Source organism: Porphyromonas endodontalis (genome assembly GCF_052173515.1).
In the GTDB taxonomy this organism is placed as follows: Bacteria; Bacteroidota; Bacteroidia; order Bacteroidales; family Porphyromonadaceae; genus Porphyromonas; species Porphyromonas endodontalis_A.
In genome coordinates this window covers 175,393-194,300 of sequence record NZ_JBQMYL010000003.1, presented here as the reverse complement: position 1 = coordinate 194,300, position 18,908 = coordinate 175,393, and the positions used below count along the sequence as shown (strand labels likewise).

Here is an 18,908-nt window from a genome sequence, read left to right as displayed (position 1 = left end):
GAGAAAGATGGCTCTATTGCAGGCAAATATCGTAAGATGCATATCCCCGACGATCCCGCCTATTACGAGAAGTATTATTTCACTCCGGGGGACTTAGGGTTCACCCCGATAGATACCTCTGTGGGTCGCCTAGGGGTCTTGGTTTGTTGGGATCAGTGGTATCCCGAAGCTGCCCGGGCTATGGCTCTGCGTGGAGCCGACCTCTTGATTTACCCCACTGCCATTGGGACAGAGAGTAGCGATACGCCCGAAGAGCAAGAGCGCCAGCGTGAGGCGTGGTGTACGGTACAGCGAGGGCATGCCATCGCCAATAACCTGCCCGTAGTCTCGGTGAACCGTGTCGGCTACGAGGCGGATCCCTCGGGTCGCACGGGCGGAATCAGCTTCTGGGGCTATAGCTTTGTGGCAGGGCAGCAGGGCGAGATTCTGGCACAACTGGGGCGTGAGGAGGCTACCGCTTTGGTGGAGGTCGATCTTGATCGCACGGAGCATGTGCGCCGCTGGTGGCCTTTCTTCCGCGATCGGCGGATCGATGCTTTTGGCACGCTTACTCAGCGTTGTGCCGATGAATCCTAACGTACAGCCCTTGTATCCTGGTTTAGAGTATGTTTGATCATCAAGTCCTTTTTGCCTTTTTCCTGACACTCCTTGCCGGTATTGCTACCGGTATTGGTAGTACCATTGCCTTCTTTTCTAAGCGGACAAACACTACCTTTTTGTGCGTCTCTCTTGGTTTCTCGGCAGGAGTGATGATGTATGTCTCCTTTGTGGAGATGTTCCCTACTTCGCTGGAGATGTTCCAAAAACTTTACCCGGCACGCCTAGCCGCTCTTTACACAGCTCTCTCCTTTTTTGGAGGAATCCTATTTATAGCCCTTATTGACAAATTGATCCCCCAGCGCGAGAATCCGCACGAAATGCATGGGATGGAGGAGCTCTCCTCCAAGTCGCACGGGAAGGAACGCAACGTATCGGAGCGTAAGTTGCTGCGTGTTGGGCTTTTTACCGCCCTCATATTGGTGATTCATAATTTCCCCGAGGGGATGGTGACTTTTCTCTCCGGGATGCAGGATTATCGGGTGGCTTTGCCCATCGCTTTTGCTATTGCTATCCACAATATCCCCGAAGGTATATCCGTCTCCGTGCCCATCTTTTATGCCACGGGCAATAGAAAACGCGCTTTTTGGCTCTCATTCCTCTCGGGTCTTGCAGAACCTCTTGGCGCCATTGTTGGGTATCTGTTGTTGGCTCCGTTCCTAACCGATAATACTTTTGGGATTATTTTTGCCGCCATTGCCGGTATCATGGTGTATATATCTTTGGACGAATTGCTCCCTGCGGCAGAGGAGTATGGAAAGCACCACCAAGCTATATATGGCCTCATTGCAGGGATGGCTGTGATGGCAGCGAGTCTGCTTATTTTGTAGTCATACTCTCAATTCGATTCCCTATTTGGGAAAAGAAGATTTTATTCTCTCGGGCAAAAATGGGGATAATAAGAGGATAGGACGGGGAGATTCTGAGAGTTTTGTATGAACTCCAGCATCTCTAGGAGTAGAAGAGGGCGCAAATGGACTTGGCAAAACAAAAAAGAAGTGCTAACTTTGCAGGAGTTATGGTGAAGGCATTACTAAGCAGTGGAGCGAAGGCTCCCTCATGGTCGTGCGTTTGAAAAGGGAATTCGGTGTAAATCCGAGACTGTCCCCACAGCTGTAACCTCGGTTTGAAGCCGGGCGGCAGTAGGTCACTTAGCGAAGTGCAAACAAGGCTTGGGAAGACGCTGTCTCGGAGAGGAAGTCAGAAGACCTGCCATAACTCGTTTGTGAGACAAACCCGCTTATTCCGGGGGAATAGGAGACGGTGGGTGATAAAGAAGGGAGGGGCTTTTGCCAAAATGGATAGCTCCTTCGAGCATTGCAAGGTGCAAAAAAAATGTGTGCTTTGGCTCTAGTCGGATCTCCGTGTAGGGTACATGGGGTGGTGCTGGGGCGCGATAAGTACTCGCGTATTGACGTGCCTTCGTGAAGTGTGCTTCCCCTCATACCAAACACTGCCTGCTAATGACGGCTCCCGCTTGGCGACGAGAAAGAGAATGTGTGCGCTTGTCTCGATACGCGAAGTAGGGGGCTTTTCTCTTTTTGGGAAACGGGTTTTCTCTTCTTTCTTCCTAAAGAAGATTAGAGGTGAAAGACCACTTGCAGGATGGCTTAGGACCATGGTTGTACGGCTCCTCCTATTGTGATACACCTATTATATTATATGTAGGAGTGTACGTTAGCCGCCTCTCTACATCGTTTTGTTGGATTGTGTTGGATTGGAAATAGATAACTATAATATAAGTCGATGGTACGCCTCCCTTTTCTTGTGGCGGTGTGCACTTGGCAATAAAAAGGAAAGGAATTAAAGTTATGATGACGAGAGAAGAGTACATCGAGAGCTTGCGCAAACTCGATCTTAAGGTTTACTTCATGGGTAAACGCATTGAAAACCCCGTAGATCACCCTATTATCCGTCCCTCGCTCAACTCTGTTGCTATGAGTTATGAGCTTGCACAGAAGGATGAATATAAGGAGCTAATGACAGCTACCAGCAACATTACGGGTAAGACGATTAACCGTTTCTGCCATATCCATCAGAACGCCGGAGACCTCGTTAAGAAGGTGAAGATGCAACGCCTTATGGGTCAGAAGACCGCCGCTTGCTTCCAACGTTGTGTAGGGATGGACGCTTTCAACGCGATCTATTCTACTACTTATGACATGGACCAAGAGCTCGGTACAGAATACCACAAGCGTTTCGTTAAGTACCTCGAGATGGTACAAGAGAGAGACCTCGTGGTAGATGGTGCTATGACCGACCCCAAGGGAGACCGCAGTCTTAGCCCTTCGCAGCAACCCGACCCCGATATGTTCTTGCATATTACAGAGATCCGTCCTGATGGTATCGTAGTATGTGGTGCTAAGGCTCACCAGACAGGTGCTGTGAATTCGCACGAACATCTTATCATGCCTACTCAGGCAATGAAAGAAGAAGATAAGGCTTACGCTGTTTCTTTCGCTATCGAAAGCGACGCTCCCGGTATCATCATGATTTATGGTCGCCAGAGCTGCGATACTCGTAAGATGGAAGAGGGTGCAGACATCGACCTCGGTAACAATACCTTCGGTGGTCACGAAGCTCTTGTTGTATTCGACAACGTATTCATCCCCAACGAACGCGTATTTATGTGCCAAGAGTACAAGTATGCTGGTATGATGGTTGAGCGCTTTGCCGGTTATCACCGTCAGTCTTATGGTGGTTGTAAGGTAGGTGTGGGCGACGTACTTATTGGTGCTGCTGCTCTTGCTGCTGACTACAACGGTGTACCCAAGGCTTCGCACATTAAGGATAAACTTATCGAGATGATCCACCTCAATGAGACCCTTTATGCTTGCGGTATTGCTTGCTCTGCAGAAGGTAAGCCTACTAAGAGTGGTAACTACCTCATTGACCTCCTCCTTGCTAATGTCTGCAAGCAAAACGTAACTCGCCTCCCCTACGAGATCGCTCGCCTCGCAGAAGATATCGCCGGTGGTATCATGGTTACAATGCCTGCTGAGCAAGACCTTCGCGACGATATGCTCGGTCCTGTTGTTCGCAAATACCTACAAGGTGCAGCCGGTACAGACGTAGAAAACCGTATGCGCGTGCTTCGTTTGATCGAAAACATCACCCTCGGTACCGCTGCCGTTGGCTATCGTACTGAGTCTATGCACGGTGCAGGTTCTCCCCAGGCTCAACGTATTATGATTCAACGTCAGGGCAACCTCGAAGCTAAGAAGCAACTTGCTCGTGAGATTGCACACGTTGATGTTTCTAAGGATCACGTTGCCGGTAAGTAAGCCGTAGCACCCCTGTAAATCCTATGAATTTAGATTTTGATGCCGTACAAGAAGTGCTAGAGACACGAGTTGCTCCGCAGCTCGCTCTGCACGGTGGTGGTGTCAAGCTCTGTAGCATCTCCCCCGAAGGCGACATCCGTGTCGCCTTCAAGGGAGCTTGTGCTACTTGTCCCTCTATGACCGAGACAATGGATGCCCTTGTCATGAGTCAGCTGCGTGCAGCATTCCCCGATACTCCTTTCAATCTAATTTTAGTCTGGGATACCGATGAAGAGTTGCTCCAAGAGGCTCGCAATATACTCCGTGAGTTGCATCAAAAAGAGAGCAACGATAGATAGTTTTGTCCCCCATCCCCGACAAGCAAATAATACAATCCCCATATACTACTAGCGAATAACCCACATTAGATATAACCTCGATGGAAGAGTACAAAAGCAAAGTCGTATCGGCTCAAGAAGCTATACGTGCCATCAAAAATGGCGATTCCGTTGTTTTGTCGCACGCCGCAGGAGCTCCTCAGCTTATTAGCCGTGCTTTGGCAGACAATTACCAAAACTATCAAGACGTAAAGATTTTCCATATGTTGGTGCTAGGGGATGCTCCCTATTGCGCACCGGAGATGGAGGGGCACTTCAGGCATGTAACCAACTTTGTTGGTGGCAATACGCGTCAAGCTCTTGCCGATGGGCGTGCTGATTTTATTCCCCTTTTCTTCTATCAAGTACCTCGCATGTTTGAGAATGGTGCGATACCGGTAGATGTGGCTGTAGTGCATGTTTCCGAACCCAACGAAGAGGGATATTGCAGTTATGGGGTATCTTGCGACTATACCAAGCCGGCAGCCGAATGCGCTAAGGTCGTGATTGCCGAAATGAATAAGCAGATGCCTTTTGTTCATGGCGACAACCTTATCCATGTATCTAAGCTCGACTATATCGTAGAGGCAGACTATCCTCTCTACGAAATAGCCCTCCCCACGATTGGCGATGTAGAGAAAGCTATTGGGGATAATGTAGCACATCTTGTACAAGATGGCGATACTCTTCAGTTGGGTATTGGTGCTATCCCCGATGCTGTACTCCTCTTCCTCAAGGATAAGAAAGACCTTGGGATCCATACCGAAATGTTCTCAGATGGAGTGTTGGAGCTCGTGCGTGCCGGTGTGATTACGGGTAAGAAAAAAGAGATCGACAACGGTAAGCTTACGGCTACCTTCCTAATGGGTAGCAAAGATCTCTATGACTTTGTTAATAACAATCCCGATGTACGTCTTGCGCCTGTGAACTGGGTTAACGACCCCGTTACGGTAATGAATTTTGATCGTATGGTCAGCATCAATAGCTGTATTGAGGTAGACCTTATGGGTCAGGTAGCTAGCGAAACCATCGGTTACAAGCAATTCAGTGGTACAGGTGGTCAGGTAGACTACGTACGTGGTGCCTCTATGTCTGGTCACGGTGTCAGCATTATGGCTATGCCTTCTACAGCTGCTAAGGGTAAAGTATCCCGCATTGTTCCTCTCCTTGCTGAGGGAGCCGCTGTTACGACTTCTCGTAACGACGTAGACTATGTAGTGACAGAGTTTGGGGCTGCTAAGCTCAAAGGAAAGAGTCTTCGCGAGCGTGCCGAAGCTCTTATCTCTATTGCACATCCCGATTTCCGTCCTCAACTCCTCGAAGAATTTAATAAACGTTTCCCTTCAAAATAAACCAATCCATGCAATTATTTAAGCTAAGCACTAAGTTGCATCGCTCGGAAACTTTTGCCGAGTTTGCAAAGGATTTTGAGCTCAATGAGCACGACCTCGTATTGACTAACGAGTTCATTTACCAACCTTTTATGGAGAAACTTGGTCTCCCCTGCCGCTTTGTAATGCAGGAGAAGTATGGCCAGGGAGAACCCTCCGATGAGATGATGAATAGCATCCTCCGCGACCTCGGTGGTGCTTCTTTCCGCCGTGTAATCGCCATTGGTGGTGGTACGGTTATCGACATCGCTAAGCTCTTTGTAATCAAAGACCTTACTGATGTAATGGATGCTTTTGACCACAAGATCCCTTTGATCAAGGATCGTCAGCTCGTTATTATCCCTACAACTTGCGGTACCGGTAGCGAAGTAACCAATATTTCTATTGCAGAGATCAAGTCGCGCCACACTAAGATGGGTCTTGCTGATGACGTGATTGTGGCTGATGATGCTGTTATTATTCCTGAGCTTCTTGCCGGGTTGCCTTTCCGCTTCTATGCAGCTTCGTCTATTGATGCCCTCATCCACGCTGTGGAGTCTTACGTATCGCCCAAATGCAATCCCTATACACGTGTATTCAGCGTTGCTGCAATGGATACCATTATTGATGTATTCAAGAAGATCGCTGCTACCTCTCCCGAAGAACGTCACAAGTACGCTGCCGATATGCTTATCGCTGCCAACATGGCAGGTATTGCCTTTGGTAATGCCGGAGTAGGTGCTGTACACGCTCTCTCTTATCCCTTGGGAGGTAACTACCACGTGCCCCACGGGGAAGCTAACTATCAGTTCTTTACCGAAGTATTCAAGCTCTATCACGCTAAGGATCCTAAGGGGGCAATTGCTCCTCTAGAGGCACACTTGGCAGAGTTGCTCGGCTCTACAGTAGAGAACGTGTACGATGCTCTTGATGGCTTGCTCGGTCAACTTATCAGCCGTAAGCCCCTCAAGGAGTATGGTATGAAGCCCGAAGAATGCCGTGGCTTTGCCGAGTCTGTACTCGTTACTCAGCAACGTTTGCTCAAAAACAACTACGTTCCCTTTAGCGTAGATGAGATCGAAGGTATCTACAATCGTCTCTTTTAATTGGGAATAATCCATCGTATCATAAAACAATACATATAGAATAAATCCAATGGAAATCAAAGAAATGGTGGCTCTTGCTCGCAAGGCCCAAAAGGAGTACCAAGCTACTCACAACCAGCAATCTGTAGACAATATCTGCCGTGCTGCTGCTAAGGTAATTTACGAAAACGCAGAAATGCTTGCTCGCGAGGCTGTAGACGAAACCGGCATGGGTGTTTACGAAGACAAGGTGTCTAAGAATCGTGGTAAGTCTAAGGGTGTTTGGTACAATCTTCACGATAAGAAGTCGGTAGGCATTCTCAACATCGACGAACGTACGGGTATGATTGAGATCGCTAAGCCTATGGGTGTAGTTGGTGCTGTTACTCCTACTACCAACCCTATCGTTACTCCTATGAGTAACATCATCTTTGCATTGAAGACTTGCAACGCCATCATTATCTCTCCGCACCCCCGTTCTAAGAAATGCTCTAAGCACGCCGTTGATCTCATCCTCGAAGCTATTAAGCCTTTCAACGTACCCGAAGGTATGGTACAAGTAATTGAAGAGCCCAGCATCGAAATGACTCAGCAGCTTATGGGTGCTGTAGACGTAGTAGTTGCTACCGGTGGTATGGCTATGGTTAAGAGCGCCTACTCTAGCGGTAAACCCTCTTATGGTGTAGGTGCCGGTAACGTACAGGTTATCTTCGACAGCGATATCGACTTTGAAGATGCTGCAGAAAAGGTTATCTATGGTCGTTCTTACGACAATGGTATCATCTGCACCGGTGAGCAAAGCGTTATCTACAACGAAGCTGACAAGGATGCTGTTTTTGCAGCTCTCCGCAAGCGTGGTGCTTACATCTGTACAGAAGAAGAAGGTAAGAAGATGCGTGATCTTCTCTTCCAAAACGGCGGTCCTATCAACAAGGACGTTGTAGGTCAAGGTGTTCAGAAGATCGCTAAGATGGCTGGCATCAACGTACCCGAAGGTTCTCGTGTAATCATCGTAGAAGCTAACGGCGTTGGCGAAGAAGATGTAATCTGCCGCGAAAAGATGTGCCCTGTAATGTGCGCACTCAGCTACAAGCACTTCGAAGAAGGTGTGGATATTGCATGCCGCAACCTTGCTAACGAAGGTAACGGTCACTCTTGTGCCATCCACTCAAACAACCAAGCTCACATCATCCTTACAGGGTCTAAGGCTACGGTTTCTCGTATCGTTGTTAACGCTCCTAGTGCAACAACGGCCGGTGGTCACATCCAGAATGGTCTTAACGTAACCAATACGTTGGGTTGCGGTTCTTGGGGTAACAACTCAATTTCTGAGAACTTTACCTACAAGCACCTTATGAATATCTCTCGCATCGCTCCTCTGAACCCTGCGATCAAGGTGCCCAACGACCAAGAAATTTGGGAACTCTAAGATATTCTCAATGTAGAGAATAGGGGGGGTGATCTAGAGTCTTACTCCTCCTACATTATAGAGGAAGTCGCTCCTTTTCTGGGGGTGGCTTCCTCTTTTTTTGGTTGTGTATCCAAAAGTGAGGGGCTCGAAAGAATAGTCCCCAACGGACTCATGGAGGTGTGTTATAGGCTGAGACTTATAGTGGATTTATTGTGGGAAACTTGTTTTATCGTAGGGCAAGAGCCTCCTCTTTTGAATGCCCTATGATGCTGACCTCTCCCTTGATGAGGTATCACTATAGGAATATCTTTTTTTCGCCAAGAGGGGAGAGGAGTGAGAAAACCAGCCTGTAAGTCCGGCTCCTTTTAGCTGAAAATAATCCCGATGCTGCCCAAAACTTTTTTATTTTTCAGCCGGAATCGGGAGTCTGTTCTAGGTGGTAATAGAAAAGTTTTCACCTGAAGGTTCTTTTGTTATGGGGGTTCTCTTAAAGAGGGAGAAGGGGAAATCATCCTATAGCTACTCTCTTTCTCTTGGGCAATTCCTTCGTCTCACACACCTCAAAACTCTTTTCATTCTGCAAGAGGATAGTTTTGATTCTCGGGAAGGGATGCTCTCTCTTAGTGTCTAAAATCCATTAAACCTGTCACTGCTAATCGGTTGTTAAACAGTAAATTTATGGGCGTTTTTAGATTAATTCCGTGAAAAAGGTCAGAATGAAAGAATGCAAGATTTTGCAATGTTTTTGACCGATTTTGCAAGATTTTATTCGTGAAAGTACCCTACCTTTGCCTCCAAGAAAACAGGGTTCGTCGTCGTAGGGGTACGAACCAGAATAGAAGAAAACGAGTCGCCTATTTATAAGTAAAAGTTAGGAGGCCATATGATAAAGAAAAGCACAAATCGTTCCGGAGAGCGTCGGGCGGAAAACCTTAGAATCCATGAAAACTGCATGGAGCTTCTCTCCATTGTGTATGAGAAGGTCAATGCGAAGTTCGCCCGGCGTGAAGAGGGGCAACGGGAAAGCAAGCCACAGCTACGACGAGCAATCTTGGGCTTGCTCCCTGCTCTCTTCTTGACTACAGCTTGAGATCATCTTGCTTTCTTATATAGAACAAAATCAAATGGACAAACAATAGAATCTAGTAGTAACACAGAAAAGTAAACCTAAAAAGGAAAGTGAAACTAGTCTTGCCTACTCCCCTCTCTTTAACTAAAAGGAAAAAGAGAAACAAAAGGGGAAAGAAAATCAAGACATAAATCGAACAACGACATGAAAAAAATGGTACACAGAGGATGGCTATACGTAGCCTCCGTAGCCCTATCAGTACTAGGGCTAGTAGCAATTTCCTACACCGCTTCGGCACAAAATCTTTGGGTGTTAGGGAAGAAGATTGATAATCCGCTCAACAACAGTGCTTCGGAGAGCCATTCTGGATACGATCTAGAGAGTGAAGAGAATTGGAACGGATATTGGTCTTGGGATCATAAAACCAAGATCCTTCACGTTAAAAACCTTGAAAGTAACATGGATGTACGCTCTTTCTACGCAGTGGATATCCCTGATTTTAAGATAGAAATAGAGGGAAGCTGTACGTTAGAGGGGGCTGAATCGACATTTTCTGCGATAGCCTGTCTAGGTAAACCTTCCTCTCCTTTCCGGATTATGGGAAAGGGGGAGAAAGCCTATTTGACCATCGAAATTACGAGAGAAGGTTCTACTGGGATTCTTATTGGAAATAAGAAGGATATGTATGTAGACAATTGTTATGTACAGATTGCTACTGCTTATTATGGAATCAGGGGTGAAGGGGATGGTTCCGAGGTAGGAATAAGGCTCCAAAATGGGGGTGAGATGGATGTTTGGAGTACTCAACCCTCTATTACATCCATCGGAGACTACATCGAAGTAGAGGAGGATGGAGACTGGGTGGATATCAACAAGAGCACAACGTATGCTCTGACTGCTCTTCATCCTGAACGTCCGTTGAAGTATGAGAGAGGGAGTATCGTGTATGCTTCTGGGGATGATGCCGGAACTGCTGTAAAGTCACACTGGGTTATGCTCTCCCCCTATTATCCCATCCGGATTGGGAACTTGAAGTTACGCAGATCTAGAGTTGTTTTGACCCCCGAAAAATACTCCACTGTTATCACCTCCGGAAGTGTGGAATACGATGCTAAGAATCACTCGTTGACCCTTGATAATGCCGCTATTCCTCATGGGGTTTTCTCTTATCATCCTTCTAAGCCTTTGACAATTAAATGTAAAGGAGCAAATAAGGTGGGTGTAATCCCAGGAAATGCGGCTATCACAACAAAAGACCATTCCAGCCCGACGATTATGGGAATCACTGAGAGAGCCTCTCTCAAGATATATCCTACCATGATGAATAATATGTTTCTACCAGGGATTTGTGATGATACTAAAAAAGGAGAACTTTTGATCAAAGATATCGACCTTGAGGTAGAGAACTATGCAAGAAGCTGTATTTGCGCCACTGGGGGTGACAAAAGGATGGTTTTGAAAAACCTTAATGCAGAGCTTAGTACAAAGGGTGTTTTGATCGAAGGATTTAAGACGTTGGTGATTGAGGATGCTTACATTGCCATGCCTTTTGGTGCTGTAGTGAAGGATGGAACCATCAAGCTTAATGGCGAGCCTCTTAAGGATGTTAGATGTAGGATTCAGAAGGGCAAAGCTCCTACCTTTGCTGTAACGGCTCAAACTCCTCAGAATGGTAAGATTAAGATCAAAGGTTATGGTGATCTAAAGAATGTTCCTTATAATACGGAGCTTACAGTAGAGGTGACACCAAATCAAGGCTATATGCTTGACAAACTTACGGCAAATAGTTTGGATATCACAGCTACAAAGAAGTTTTTTGTGGAGAGGGAAACTACGGTAAAGGCTACCTTTAAGAAAGACACTGCGTTGGAGGATGTAGCTAGTACGGGGGTAATCCTTTATCCGAATCCTGCGGAAGAAACTACAACTCTCTCGGGTGTAGAGCCGGGTGCTATGGTACAGGTCTTCTCGATCGATGGTGTAGAGGTGCTTCGTATAGTAGCTGATGAAGCAGGCGTAGCACGTCTCGACCTTGCAGGTGTAGCCGCCGGCAAGTACTTCGTGAAGAGTGGCGAGACAACGATGGTTTTACTTGTTACGAAATAAATTCTATTGACTCAGAGAGGAGAGAGGGTGAGGGCTGCCTTTTCCCTTGGGGAAGCTTCCCTTGCCACTCTTCTCTCCCTTTATCGGAGTCGGGGTTGTGGATTTGCCCACAACCCCGACTCCTTTGTTTTTACATCTTGAGGAGCAGCACCTTGTAACTAAAACGAGTATATTTGCGTTGTCAACTCAAGAGATCTCCCCCGTAAGTGAAACCTTCCAACTTCGGGAGATGGAGCAGTAGGAGGATATGTAGATGTAAAAAGCGATGAAAGGACTTTTAGTTGGGGCTGCTATTGGATTTATAGCAGGAATGATTGATGTAATACCAATGCTAAATCTTTATGGAATAAAAAAGAGAGGAGACTCGTTAGTGAACTAGTTGCGTTACTGATTGGTCGAAGTTTTCGAGCCATAGTTTTGAAGCCTTCATTTGTGGGGGTAACAGCGGTGATGTGGTTTTGGGAATGATGAAGGACAATTCGATTGTGTAAATGGAAAAATATTTGAGGGAGACTCCTCTGCTCAATTTCTCGGACTCATCAATACAAAAATTGGTGGAAGATCGTAGATGGATAGAGTCCCCAGAGTTTGAGCGAATCAAGTCCATATACGAGTTCGTTCGCGACGATATCCTATTCGGATATAATATTGACGACAATATCTCTGCATCCAAAGTGCTATCCGATGGTTACGGACAGTGCAATACAAAGGGGATATTGTTTATGGCTCTTCTTCGGGCTTGCCATATCCCATGTAGGATTCATGGTTTTACGATAGATAAGAGACTCCAAAAAGGAGTGATGACGGGGTTTGTCTATCGAAAGGCCCCCGATTGTATCTTGCACAGTTGGGTCGAAATATATTTTGAAGAGACATGGTACGAACTCGAAGCCTTTATTTTAGATAGGGCTTATCTTGACCAACTACAGAAAATATATGTGGATTGCAGAGGGGCTTTTTGTGGATATGGAATTGCCGTTGCGGACTTCGAACATCCCATAATAGACTTCAATAGGAATAATACATACATCCAGAGCGAAGGGATCAATCAGGACTTGGGAGTTTATGATTCTCCCGATAGCCTGCTAAAAGAGCACCGGCAGGAAATTTCCGGATTTAGAAAGTTGGCATATCGTTATTTGGGGAGACATCTGATGAATCGCAATGTGAAGAAAATAAGAAACAAGAGAAGAGCAAAAGAAATATGATGCATGACTTTACAACAGCGTTGTGTAGCAAGAAGAGAAATGGACGAATCCCCGAAGGATATGATTTCTTTGCTATTCTCCCTCTATTGAAGTCGGGGTTGTGGATTTGCCCACAACCCCGATTCCTTTTTATTTTATTACTATCTGGTAAATGTTTTCGATCGGTTAGAAGTCATAATAGAAGGGCTGACTTCCTTGAGAGAGAAGTCAGCCCTATTTTTGTTAGCTTGGGTTTAAGCAATTCCCTTAAATAACGACGATCCAGAGGAGGTTTAGATGGAATCCTCTACATTCCAGACAAAAGCTCGTAGCCCTTGTAGCGGTTGGCTTTCATCGAGGGCGTGTAGTTCTTCCAGAATGGTGGGTACAACCGCACCCGGACAAGCTACCAACAAGGCTCCATTGAGCGTAGGCCAAGCATGGGAACCTTGGTGAGGTTCTCCTCCACGAGAGCCCACTCCTCGGATTTCGTCCCATTGGGTATAGCCTCGAAGATTGTGTCGCTCCAGAAGTCGTATGACAAGCCCATGCAGAGCTTGGTTGAAGCTGATGAAAATAATCTTATCGGGATTCATAGGCTCACGAATTAGCTTTGTTCTTTAGTTCTTTGTATAAGCGACGACGATCTCTTTTTATTTCTCGTCCTGTAAATGAAGCGTATATAGTGGGGATAAGTACGAGAGTTACAAAGGTAGAGATGGTAAGCCCGAAAGCCACGGTTACCCCCATGGGTTGCCACATCTCGCTACCTTCGCCAATACCAATAGCCATCGGTACCATACCAAGTACGGTGGTGAGCGTTGTCATCAGCACAGGACGCAAACGAGAGCGACCTGCAATCAAAATAGACCGGCGCACACTGTGCCCTCGCTCTCTACCAAGGCGGGTGTAGTCGATAAGTACAATCCCGTTTTTCACCACGATACCCACCAACATAATTGCACCGATAAAGGCGATCAAGCTAAGGGATACCCCTGTGAGTACCAAGCCGAGTATTACCCCCGTAAAGGCAAAAGGCACAGAGAACATAATAACAAAGGGATCGAGAAGGCTCTCAAACTGAGCTGCCATTACGATGTACACTAGGATGAGAATCAGCACAAGCAATACAGTAAGATCTGTAAACGACTCTTGTTGCTGCTCGTAGCTCCCGGCAAGCTTGTAGGTTATACCCTGAGGGAGATCTATGCTACTCATTACCTCATTGGCATCCTTTACCAACTCAGAGAGTGCAACACCACTTGCAGCTACCGTAGAGAGCGTAATCACACGTTCTCGGTCTTTACGTTTAATCGTAGGCGGCGTATAATACTCGCGGAACGTGCCCAAATCGCCCAAACGTACGGACTGACCGGAGGGTGTGGCTACGAGTATATTCTTGAGGTCTTCGAGAGAGCGCCTGTGCTCGGGAGCTAGGCGAACTCGTATCTCATATTCATTTCCATCTTCTCTAAAGTGGGATGCAAGACTACCCGTTACACTGCTCGATATATAACCGGCAGCCGTAGCCATGGTGAGTCCGTGCTCGGCTAGTTTTCTACGGTCGAACTCCATGTAGTACTCGGGCATATCCTCGTTGCGGTCACTATTAACTTCGGAACAAGAGGGTTTTTTGAGAAGGGCTTCAGTCACTTGCTGTGCTGCCTTATTAGACTTTTCAAAGTCATACCCATACAATTCTACCGAGACTGCTGTTTGTCCCCCAAAGTTACCTCCGCCACCTCCCGGAGTGACCACATAAGATTTAAGACCGGGATAATTATCAAGGTCAGCACGCATCATATCGGCAAGTTCGTAGATAGAACGCTTACGATCTCCTGCGTCCAAAAAGCCAATGTTGTAACGGATGATATTATTTCCACTCCCCGTGAACGTAGCAAAAGTATTGCTAGCATCGGCTTGCCCCACGGTAAAGCTACAACTGACCATTTCGGGATACTTTTCTTTCCAAATCCGGGAGATATCAAGCCCCACCTCCCGAGCGATATTGACATTTGTCCCCACAGGAAGGTCTATACGTACCGTAGCAGCATTACTATCACTCTTGGGCATAAAGTCGGTATTGATGAAAGAACCAAGAGCAATACTACCCGCAAAAATACCGATGGCAACGAGTACCGTAAGTGTGCGATGAGCTAGAGTAAGACGAAGCAACCTTACATAGTGGTCTTCTATCTTCCCTAGTAGTTTCTCCATCCATACAACCAAGACGTTGGGTTTTTGCTTGCTGGTGTCTCGTCTACGGAGCCAATGGGCACAAAGCGTAGGCGTAAGTAATACCGCACAAATGGTGGAGACGATCATAATAATGCTTACAATCCAACCCAATTGGCGGAACATGATCCCTGTCACCCCGCCTACCATAGTAAGAGGCAAGAAGACGGCAAGCATGGTGAGGGTAGAGGCAAACACGGATATCGCCACCTCGTTGGTAGCATGTACGGCTGCCTGCTTGGGGTAACTCCCTCTCTCTATATGGGTCGTAATATTCTCCAATACCACGATAGCGTCGTCCACCACCATACCAATAGCAATGGAGAGCGAACTCATTGAGATAATATTGAGCGTATTCCCCGTAAGCATAAGGTAGATAAACGAACCTACCAGGGAGATAGGGATGGTAAGAATAATGATAATGGTAGCACGCCAACGCCCAAGGAAGAGGAAGACAACCAGCATAACCACCGCAAAGGTGATAAGGATAGTCTCTCCCAAACTTGAGATGGTATTGACAATAGATCGAGAGGTATTAACCACCGAGAATATCTCAACGTCGCTTGGGAGTGTCTCCTGGATCTTAGGCAATGCTTCTGCCACTTTGCGAGAGATTTCTACGGAGTTAGCCCCACTCTGTTTGTTTACAATAATGGCAGCACTTCGCTCTCCATTGAGGTAAGCCTCCTGCATTTGTTCGGCAACGGTGTCCTCTACACGAGCCACATCTCGCAGGTAGACATTCTGTCCCATACGGCTTAGTACGACAATATTCTCGAGGTCGCGCGGCTCTGCAAATTCGCCTTGTACGCGGATTGAATTGGTCGCATTCCCTATACTGATTTGCCCTGCCGGTACATTGCTATTCTCGGCACGAATAATCGCACTGATCTGCTGGATAGTAAGCCCATAAGCCTCCAAGGCGGAGGGATCGCAGTAAACTTGTATCTGACGTTTTACGGTACCCGAGGAAGACACACTCCCTACACCATCAATACGCCCAAGCACGTTCAGTACCTTATCCTCTAGTATCTTGTCCAGCCCCGGAGTACTCTCCCGAGCTGTGGCTACCAAAATCTGTACGGGGATATCGTCTACTCCGAACTTAAAGAGCATAGGATCGTGCGCCCCATCAGGCAAAGTTTCGCTCAAAAGACCGAGTTTGTCGCGAATGTCGTTGGTGGCACTCTCCATGTCCGTACCCTCATTAAACTCAACGGTTATCATAGAAACATTCTCACGACTCTCACTCGTAATATGCTTCTGATTGGCAATACCGTTGAGGACATTTTCGATAGGTTCGGTAACGTTTGCCTCCACATCTTGTGGTCCTGCGCCAGGGTAGGAGGTCAAGACAATAATGTTGTTGGTCTCGATCTTTGGATAGAGGTCGATAGGCAACTTCTGCAAAGAGAATATACCTAAGATAGCCAAGGCCACGAACACAAGTATCGTGGTAATCGGCTTCTTTACGGCAGCACTATATATACTCATAGCTACTCTATTTGGGTTTAATAAGGAGGATGTTATTTGGATGAAGCTTTCTTCACCACTTTTACCTGCTCGCCATTACGCACTACCTGTGCTCCCTCGGTAATCACCATAGTACCGGGAGTCAAACCGGAAATAATCTCGTATTGATCTTCTACCTGACGGCCGACCTTTACTATAGTACGCACTGCCTTTCCATTCTCCAACATGTAGACGTAATATTCTCCACTGCCGGGCGTTTTCACAACAGCTCTATCCGATACCATTACAGCGGTAGCTTGTCCAAAATCTATCTCTACATTGGCATACATACCGGGGCGCAACTTCTGATCCTTATTGGGTATTTCTACCTCAACATCGAAGGTATGCGTCTGAGCATTGAGCGTAGGATGGATGAGGGCGATCTTGCCTTCAAAAACTTCGTCTGCACCCAATGCGTCTACGTGCACTCGTGCCGGCATCCCCTTCTTTACTTGGGTATAATATCGCTCGGAGACGTTGATCAGGAGTTTTACCGGTGAGATCTGCTCCACCACAAATATGGGAAGAGAGGGAGAACACATGTCTCCGGCATCATAATTACGCTTTGTAACCACACCAGAGATAGGGCTTCTAAGATAGGTATTCTCCTGTAAATTGCGGTGCGCAGTCTCGGCTACAGCGAGGGCACTTTTACGAGCATCCCACTGAGCCTTGCTCACTCCTCCTACCTTGTATAGCTCATCGGTGCGGGTGTAGGCTAGCTTAGCATCGGCAAGTTGCACCTCTGCCTGCGAAAGCTGACTATTGTCCATCACAGCCAAAACCTGACCACGACTTACCTGCTGCCCCACTTCTGCTTTGATTTGGCGGATACGTCCTCCCGTTTGAGGGACAATCTCGTTCGTTGCCTGGGCTTGCACAGAAGCTGTAAAACTTCCAATGTTTTCTATAGTCCCTTGTTGTACAACGGCTGTTTCCACAGCTACTTGTGTGCTATCTTGATTGTCCTTTTTAGACTTTGAGTTCTTGGAGCAAGAGGGAGCAACCAAAAGCATAGCTCCCAAAGAGAGAAGTGCGCACTTCGCACGGAAAGAAGAGATCGGATTCATACTAGTTATATCGAAAAAAGGTTCGTCTTATTACTTTTGTTGAGTAGGAGTTTCTTCGGGCACTCCTTTACCCGTTAGGAGGTCGAGGTCGCAGCGTGCCACCAAGAAGTTGTAGATACTCTGGTGGTAGTTAAGCCGAGCTTGCAACAAAGACAAATCGGCATCATTTACCTCTAGCAAGGTACCTTCGCCTGTCTCAAAACGCTTCTCGGCGATGGTGTACCCACGCTCTGCCGTGGAGACAGCCCCTTCGCTTACGCTATAAGTACGAGCTGCCCTACGCAAACGATCTTTCGCCTCTTCGTAGGCGGTGGAGACTTGACGCTCAGCATCACGAGCATTGAGGTCAAACTGCATCAAGGCAATCTTCTGCCCCTTGAGGTCGAAAATGCGTCGTCCCCCCGTAAATACAGGGAACGAAAGCGAAAGAGAGACCATGGAATGGGGTGTCCAAAGTTTGTTATTATTCAACTTTAGATCGTTGCTAGCAAAAGAGTATGTATAGGACCCGGAGAGATTGAGCGTAGGTAAAAAAGCAAGTTTTTTAAGCTCCGTAGCATGGTTTACCAAGTTGCGCTGAATAGCTAGCTCGCGTAGAGTTGCATTGCCCTCAAGGGGATTCTGCTCCGCTTCCACGTACTGCTGGAGCACTTCCGGAGCAAAATCTGTGAGAGAGCCACGGAGTGAAATTTCGGTTTCGGGAGATAATCCCATAAGAATAAGAAGCGAACGGCGAGCCATGCGGCGAGCATCGTCGGCTTGCAACACGTTGGGCTCAAGATTTTTCATCTGCACTTCGCTTCTCAATAGATCATACTGAGCTACAAGTCCTTGCTTGAAGTTATTCTCCACCAACTGATAGTTTCGCTGAGCATTGGCGTAGCTTTTCTTGAGCACCTCGTAGCTATCTTCTGCCAAAAGGGCCTGCAAGAAAGCCTTGCGCACCTCGGCCACTTTATTTAGTCGAGAGGTTTGAGATTTCTCTAGAGCGAGTTGAAGATTCTCTTTGCTGATACTTACGCTTTTCCATAGGGAAGCATTCACTACAGGAAGAGCCAAACTAAGCCCCCCTTGGATGTTGTGCGTACGACCAATTTCAATCCCTGCAGAAGCCCCAGGCATAGAGGGTGCTCCGGGAAAACCATCGAGGTACATAACTTGCTTCTTAATGGTATACCCATAAGAACCCTGCAAATTAATACTCGGGTACAACTGAGCTACCGCACTCTTATAGGTGTATCGCTCCTTTTGCACTGCCATATCTCCCACCAGCACACTCGTGCTCTCGGTAAGAGCGATGCGCACCGCATCATCAATAGTGATGGATGCAGGGAGAGGGGTAGGACTCGTAAGGGTGTCGGTAACTGAGGGCCGATAGTCCTCTATAGCACACAGCCTCCACGTTGCTCCTCCCATCAAAAGCAGGGCAAGAGAGGCTTTGATCACAGTTCGATGCTTCATAAACTCTATCTCTAATATCGTATTATTCTATTTCTTTCCGGAGAGGAAATCCAGCCAATCTCCCTACAATCTCCATCGTAGAGCAACTGAATAAGGAATGGTTCATCTCCGCTCAACATGCCTCTTATCCTCTCTTTTAGAGTAGCGCTAGCACATTGCATACTC

General features: G+C 47.0%; 14 protein-coding genes and 1 riboswitch. Of the genes, 10 read left to right on the top strand and 4 right to left on the bottom strand.

Going from position 1 to position 18,908, the window contains the following annotated elements; genetic code table 11:
- The 10 genes from ACTTHR_RS02725 to ACTTHR_RS02680 all read left to right on the top strand — a co-directional run.
- On the top strand, window positions 1-576 hold a 576-nt coding region (locus ACTTHR_RS02725), incomplete at its 5' end, for a nitrilase-related carbon-nitrogen hydrolase (RefSeq protein WP_442605098.1).
- A gap of 29 nt (window positions 577-605) precedes the next feature.
- Complete coding sequence (gene zupT / locus ACTTHR_RS02720) at window positions 606-1,427, top strand: zinc transporter ZupT (protein ID WP_442605097.1); 822 nt, start codon at window positions 606-608, stop codon at window positions 1,425-1,427.
- 202 nt (window positions 1,428-1,629) lie between these two features.
- A riboswitch (cobalamin riboswitch) is annotated at window positions 1,630-1,828 on the top strand.
- 580 nt (window positions 1,829-2,408) lie between these two features.
- The gene (locus ACTTHR_RS02715; protein WP_040580609.1) at window positions 2,409-3,881 is read left to right on the top strand and encodes a 4-hydroxyphenylacetate 3-hydroxylase family protein; all 1,473 of its coding nucleotides are present in this window, start codon (window positions 2,409-2,411) and stop codon (window positions 3,879-3,881) included.
- Between the two features lie 23 nt (window positions 3,882-3,904).
- Entirely contained in the window at window positions 3,905-4,219 is a 315-nt protein-coding gene (locus ACTTHR_RS02710; RefSeq protein ID WP_442605096.1) for a NifU family protein, read from the top strand.
- Between the two features lie 80 nt (window positions 4,220-4,299).
- A complete protein-coding gene (locus ACTTHR_RS02705) occupies window positions 4,300-5,589 on the top strand; it encodes an acetyl-CoA hydrolase/transferase family protein (RefSeq protein ID WP_311140531.1) in 1,290 nt (429 codons plus the stop codon).
- 8 nt (window positions 5,590-5,597) lie between these two features.
- Entirely contained in the window at window positions 5,598-6,713 is a 1,116-nt protein-coding gene (locus ACTTHR_RS02700; RefSeq protein ID WP_004333277.1) for a 4-hydroxybutyrate dehydrogenase, read from the top strand.
- 49 nt (window positions 6,714-6,762) lie between these two features.
- The gene (locus ACTTHR_RS02695) at window positions 6,763-8,121 is read left to right on the top strand and encodes an aldehyde dehydrogenase family protein (protein WP_004333231.1); all 1,359 of its coding nucleotides are present in this window, start codon (window positions 6,763-6,765) and stop codon (window positions 8,119-8,121) included.
- A gap of 865 nt (window positions 8,122-8,986) precedes the next feature.
- On the top strand, window positions 8,987-9,193 hold the full coding sequence (locus ACTTHR_RS02690) for a hypothetical protein (RefSeq protein WP_281676081.1): 207 nt from the start codon (window positions 8,987-8,989) through the stop codon (window positions 9,191-9,193).
- A 183-nt stretch (window positions 9,194-9,376) separates the two neighbouring features.
- Complete coding sequence (locus ACTTHR_RS02685) at window positions 9,377-11,278, top strand: InlB B-repeat-containing protein (RefSeq protein WP_442605095.1); 1,902 nt, start codon at window positions 9,377-9,379, stop codon at window positions 11,276-11,278.
- Window positions 11,279-11,769: 491 nt separating this feature from the next.
- Window positions 11,770-12,486: a transglutaminase-like domain-containing protein gene (locus ACTTHR_RS02680; protein WP_442605094.1), complete on the top strand. Its 717-nt coding sequence runs from the start codon at window positions 11,770-11,772 to the stop codon at window positions 12,484-12,486.
- 272 nt (window positions 12,487-12,758) lie between these two features.
- Here ACTTHR_RS02680 and ACTTHR_RS02675 read toward each other — a convergent pair whose 3' ends face one another.
- The 4 genes from ACTTHR_RS02675 to ACTTHR_RS02660 are packed head-to-tail and all read right to left on the bottom strand — an operon-like array spanning window position 12,759 to window position 18,743.
- A complete protein-coding gene (locus ACTTHR_RS02675) occupies window positions 12,759-13,061 on the bottom strand; it encodes a PG0541 family transporter-associated protein (RefSeq protein ID WP_442605093.1) in 303 nt (100 codons plus the stop codon).
- A 4-nt stretch (window positions 13,062-13,065) separates the two neighbouring features.
- Window positions 13,066-16,194 (bottom strand): efflux RND transporter permease subunit, encoded by a 3,129-nt coding sequence (locus tag ACTTHR_RS02670; protein WP_442605092.1) that lies wholly within the window; start codon window positions 16,192-16,194, stop codon window positions 13,066-13,068.
- Between the two features lie 32 nt (window positions 16,195-16,226).
- Window positions 16,227-17,282 (bottom strand): efflux RND transporter periplasmic adaptor subunit, encoded by a 1,056-nt coding sequence (locus ACTTHR_RS02665; RefSeq protein WP_442605091.1) that lies wholly within the window; start codon window positions 17,280-17,282, stop codon window positions 16,227-16,229.
- Between the two features lie 30 nt (window positions 17,283-17,312).
- Window positions 17,313-18,743: a TolC family protein gene (locus tag ACTTHR_RS02660; RefSeq protein ID WP_442605090.1), complete on the bottom strand. Its 1,431-nt coding sequence runs from the start codon at window positions 18,741-18,743 to the stop codon at window positions 17,313-17,315.
- Window positions 18,744-18,908: the final 165 nt, after the last annotated feature.